Here is a 4,609-nt window from a genome sequence, read left to right as displayed (position 1 = left end):
TTAAAAGAATTGGAGAATTATCCATCCGTATCATATTTTAATACAACAATTACTGAAATAATCAAAGATATAGGTAATGAAAGATTTATTGTTAAAACAACGGATGGTCAGGAATGTGTTACAGAAAAGATTATATTAGCTACTGGTATTCAAGAGGTATTTTCTATTCAAAGTGTAAGAAATTATTATGGGAAAAGCCTTTTTAGTTGTCCATATTGTGATGGCTGGGAGCTACGAGATAAGCCATTAATTGTAATGGCAGAAAAAGAAGAGCATGCACTGCATATGGCTAAATTAATTTATAACTGGTCGCAGGATTTAGTTGTCATAACGAATGGAGTTCAACTATCTAAAGAAGGAGTTACAGAGTTACAAAAACGCAATATCAAAATAAAATCGGAGCCGATAAAAAACTTAATAGGTAATGACGGTTATCTACAACAAATTGAATTTGTATCAGGAGAAACGATTATAAGATCAGGTGGGTTTGTTGTTCCATCTTTTTATCGTCCAAATGATTTTGCTGAGATGCTTGGGTGTGAAGTTCAAGAAAATGGAACAGTTATAACAGATGGAGTTGGTAGAACAACACAAAAAAATATATATATTGCGGGAGAAACTGAAAAATCCGGCCCCTCCTCGTTAATGATTTCTGCTGCCGATGGTAATAAAGCTGCAGTTTCCGTAAATACTGATCTAACTATGGAACGTTTTTGATTACGTAATATTGACCTCTTCTTTAACTAACGGGGGCGTTAGTTCTATAAGACAATCAAATCAACGGATCTTCGACTTTTTATAGAAGTTCCGTTTTTTTCTTTTATATTAACATTAACCTTTAACAGAGCCTTAAGTTTAGAAAGTCAATTGATGGGAGAGTTGGCGTGTAGACTCCTGCGGGAATAACGGGACAGGTGAGACCCCGCAAGATCGTTAGCATTGATGCGGCTCACCGCCTGCCCGCGGAAAGCAAAACGCCTGGAATGAAAATTAACATCTCGATTTTAAATACTCACCCGAGTGTGTCTACAGTCTGAAAGAACGAACTCCTGATGGGGAGTTCGTTCTTTTTGATAAAGTTGTGCACACTTTGCCAACCAAATTCTTTTAGGGGTTTTTAATCGTTGAAACATGAAATGTGATGAACGAACCGGATTCATCTTTATGTTTAGTTAAACTATATTTAATATCTTTAATAATGAATTCAACTTCGCCGCCATTTTTTATGATTTCGTTAAAATTCATTGATTTGTAGAGAATGTCTTTTATGTCTTGGTTTGCAATGGATGTGAAAAAAGCTAGGGTGATTTCCTTAAAATCGTTTATTTCTTTATCGGTATGTAAATCAAAACCAATTAAATTAAGGATGGTAAACAACATTGTGTCGTCTTGCATTGAACCATATATAGTGACATTATCACTAAGTTCCGTAGAGATACTGACAGAACCATACCTTACGGGTCCAAAGTCCATAGAACGGTTTATTTTTAACTCCTTGAAATAATTATTATAATGATGCTCCAATACAGCAGGGTCGAGGTTGTTGTCAAGAGCTTGCTTATAGGCAAGTTCTTTATTTATGTATTTTGAAGTAAGTTGTTTATCTTTTTCTTTTGCGGTTTCTACGATAGATTTTTCATCTTTGGTGTCTTTTAGGGGCTTATAACCCTTATTTGGGTCTTCTGCAAAAGTGAACATAACCATACTTATGAGTCCCAAAGCGATAACAGCGATGGCACCCCACATTCGTTTGAACGCCATGATAGACTCTTTCCCGTTTCGTTCAGTTTTCTCGTCATGAATCTGCTGTGAATTCTTTTTATTTTCTTTTTCCAATTCTATTGTTCTCACTCCTATCGATTACTACTTGTATTCGTTTCGCCATTCGGTAGTTCGATTATTTCCTTATTGCCATCCCATTCGATCGTCACTTCTTTTGGGGTACTTTTAAAACGACAGTCTCCACACTTATCTTGAAAGGTAAGTGTATTATCATCGTCTAATTCTACCTGTAAAGGTTTGCCTTCACTGTTAAAGGTACGATCACCTTTGTTCATATCAATGTGTATCTGGTTAACTTTCATATCTTTATCATTTCTAATGATTTCATAGGTTTCATCAGTACCTTTGTTCACAGAGACTAACGTGTAGTTAACTGACCAATCCTTGCCTTCTACGAATGTGTTAATAGAATCTTGACTACATCCTGATAACAACAAGAGTGTCGGAATCACAAGAAATTTTACTTTCATAGTACCCCTCCAATACGAATGGCAAAAATTGAGTATTTTAGCTATATTTTACAAATAACAAGTGGTGATTATTTGTTAGTTAAAATAAATGAACCACATATAAGCACAAAAGAGTTCCGGAATGTTTTATTCCGGAACTCTTTTGAGTTTTGGAAAATTTTCATGGAGGTTTTTTGGTTATAAAGACTATTCATTGCCTCTCCTTAGGGCGACCTGTTTCCGAATACATATCTTTGACCAAATCATAAATGAAAGAAAAAGCCAGGGCTTCTTCTATTTTGCAGACCAAATAATCCTCTGGAACTAGCAGGTCTAATGCGACCATTTGAAGCTAATCGTGTTGAATAAAATGGTTTTTCGAAAGTATCCTTATCACCTCAAAATGAATCTAAATCTTATGTTAAAATAGAACGGATTTGACTTCCAGATTGCATTTAGAAAGACAGTTGATTGCAGTGGAAGGCGTGAAGACTCCTGCGGGAATAGCAGGACAGGTGAGACCCCGCAAGAGCGTAAGCGATGAGGAGGCTTACCGCCTGCCCCCGGAAAGCGAAACGCCTGGAATGGAAATCAACAGCCCATTTTAGAAGATAAAAAAGAAAACTGTAGACAAGACTCGATTCTCACCCGAGTTTGTCTACAGTCTGAGCCAACCATGTCTGGTTGGCTCTTTTCATGCTTATGTGTTGTCTTATTTAGTTTTAGGTTCTGGTTTGAAAATTGACAGCAGGTAAATGACTAAACCGACAATACCAATTCCTGCAATTGTGATAAATGATCCTCCAGTGTAGAAGCCGCTTCCGAAGTAGAAAATATCACGTAACCCTTCAGATGCAAAGCGAATCGGAACCCAAGGGCGAATGAAGTTCACGAAGAAACCAGGCAGCATTTCTTGTGGAGTCATTAGTACACCCATACCTAGAAGCATGACAACCATGAATAACGTGATGGCTGGTTTACCAATCCATGCTGTAATCGCTGATACTAATAGGAAGAAACAGAATGCTGCAAACGATACGAAGAAGGCAACTAACAAGTAACTTGGCATATTAATACCGGCGATAGAAGCTAATGTCGCAACGGTAAAGCCAGAGAATAGGGCGATAATTACACCGAATAGGATTTGACCACCCATTATGCGTAATGTTTGTTTACGTGTTAACTTTTCTTTCTTAAAGATGTTTGATGTTACTAAAAATAGGATGAAACCACCGATTAATGCACCTACCCAAGCAGGTACGGCCATTAATGTTGGAGCACTGCCGTTTGCAGTAGAAGCTGTAATTTCATTAAAAACTTTTTCTTCGGAAACGATGGGGTTCACTAGTACAGCTGCTTTTGCTGCATCAATTTGTTGACCATCCATTTGCGCGATGAAGTTCGTCGAATATTGATTGTTTAATTGCGTAACTAAACCGTTTAAAGCCGTTTTCGCAAAGTTAGCACCCGTCATGTTATATCCTTGGTTAATATAAATGTTTAACGTTGCGGACGTATTGTTCTTCATACCATTTTGTAAACTATCGTTATAGCCCTCAGGAATGACTAAGGCTGCATAATACTTTTTATCGTCAAATAGAGTTTCAATGTTTTCTTCTTTTTCATTTGTAAAAGCTAACATAGGTTCTTCACCATCAGTGCCTTTACTCATTTGTTTAACGGCTGATTGGACAGCGTCTACATGTACGCCTTCATCATTAACGATCAGTGCAACGGGTAAATTTTTTACTTTCGGGTTTCCTTGGGCAAATAGGTTTACCGAGAATAGAGCGATAATTAATATAACAGCGAGTGGAGCAGCCCATGCTAGTTTTTCTTTAAATAATCTCAATGCAGTTCATCCTCTCTCAATGTTCAACATGTTGTTTAGAACCTGCATTTATCTTATAATTTTTACGAGTGTAATAGCAATGAACAAAAGTGAACAGATTGTTCAATTTTCAACGGAGGTGATTTTTTTGAGCATTTATGCAGAAAAAAATCGAAAAACCAAACAGCTCATTCAAACATCGTTTATGAGTATTTTAGAAAAAAAGACATTTGATTCGATTACAGTTGGCGACATTACGAAAACAGCACAAATTAACCGCGGGACCTTTTATTTACACTACACAGATAAGTTCGATTTGCTAGATCAAATAGAGCAGCAGTTGTTTGAGGATTTAGGCAATCATATTGACGAATTGCAATCTCACTATTCATCTACTCAGACGTTTGAAAAAGGTCAAGAGCAATTAGCGGCTACATTATTTAGCTCGATTAAAATGCATTCTCCAATAATCAAGATCTTTTTAAGCAATCATGGACAGACCTGGATTTCACCTTCGATTTAGAGATAGCCTTTTCAGAAAAAGTGC

At 36.8% G+C, this 4,609-nt stretch carries 5 protein-coding genes; 2 read left to right on the top strand and 3 right to left on the bottom strand.

All coding sequences use genetic code 11. The annotated features are described in order from the left end of the window. Window positions 1-717, top strand: a 717-nt coding sequence (locus WYK_RS16970) for an NAD(P)/FAD-dependent oxidoreductase (RefSeq protein WP_040375663.1), incomplete at its 5' end; no start/stop codon positions are given. Between the two features lie 390 nt (window positions 718-1,107). Here the strand turns inward: WYK_RS16970 and WYK_RS16965 are convergent. From WYK_RS16965 to WYK_RS16955, 3 genes are all read right to left on the bottom strand, one after another. Continuing rightward, window positions 1,108-1,836: a hypothetical protein gene (locus WYK_RS16965; RefSeq protein ID WP_040375662.1), complete on the bottom strand. Its 729-nt coding sequence runs from the start codon at window positions 1,834-1,836 to the stop codon at window positions 1,108-1,110. Between the two features lie 17 nt (window positions 1,837-1,853). Further along, window positions 1,854-2,252 carry a hypothetical protein gene (locus WYK_RS16960; protein ID WP_040375661.1) on the bottom strand — a complete coding sequence of 133 codons (399 nt, stop codon included), beginning with the start codon at window positions 2,250-2,252 and terminating at the stop codon, window positions 1,854-1,856. A 691-nt stretch (window positions 2,253-2,943) separates the two neighbouring features. Continuing rightward, entirely contained in the window at window positions 2,944-4,083 is a 1,140-nt protein-coding gene (locus WYK_RS16955; RefSeq protein ID WP_040375660.1) for a YhgE/Pip domain-containing protein, read from the bottom strand. A gap of 127 nt (window positions 4,084-4,210) precedes the next feature. On the opposite strand from WYK_RS16955, the gene WYK_RS16950 reads away from it, so the two are divergent. After that, complete coding sequence (locus WYK_RS16950; RefSeq protein WP_235782546.1) at window positions 4,211-4,585, top strand: TetR/AcrR family transcriptional regulator; 375 nt, start codon at window positions 4,211-4,213, stop codon at window positions 4,583-4,585. The last annotated feature ends 24 nt before the right edge of the window (window positions 4,586-4,609 follow it).

Source organism: Peribacillus psychrosaccharolyticus ATCC 23296, assembly GCF_000305495.1.
Classification (GTDB): domain Bacteria; phylum Bacillota; class Bacilli; order Bacillales; family DSM-1321; genus Peribacillus; species Peribacillus psychrosaccharolyticus.
Note: the sequence above shows the minus strand (reverse complement) of the source record. Positions and strands in the feature narration are given on the sequence as shown.

Excerpts from the sequence above, each read along its gene's own strand:
- WYK_RS16960 (WP_040375661.1), bottom strand. The coding sequence starts at position 2,252 with ATGAAAGTAAAATTTCTTGTGATTCCGACACTCTTGTTGTTATCAGGA.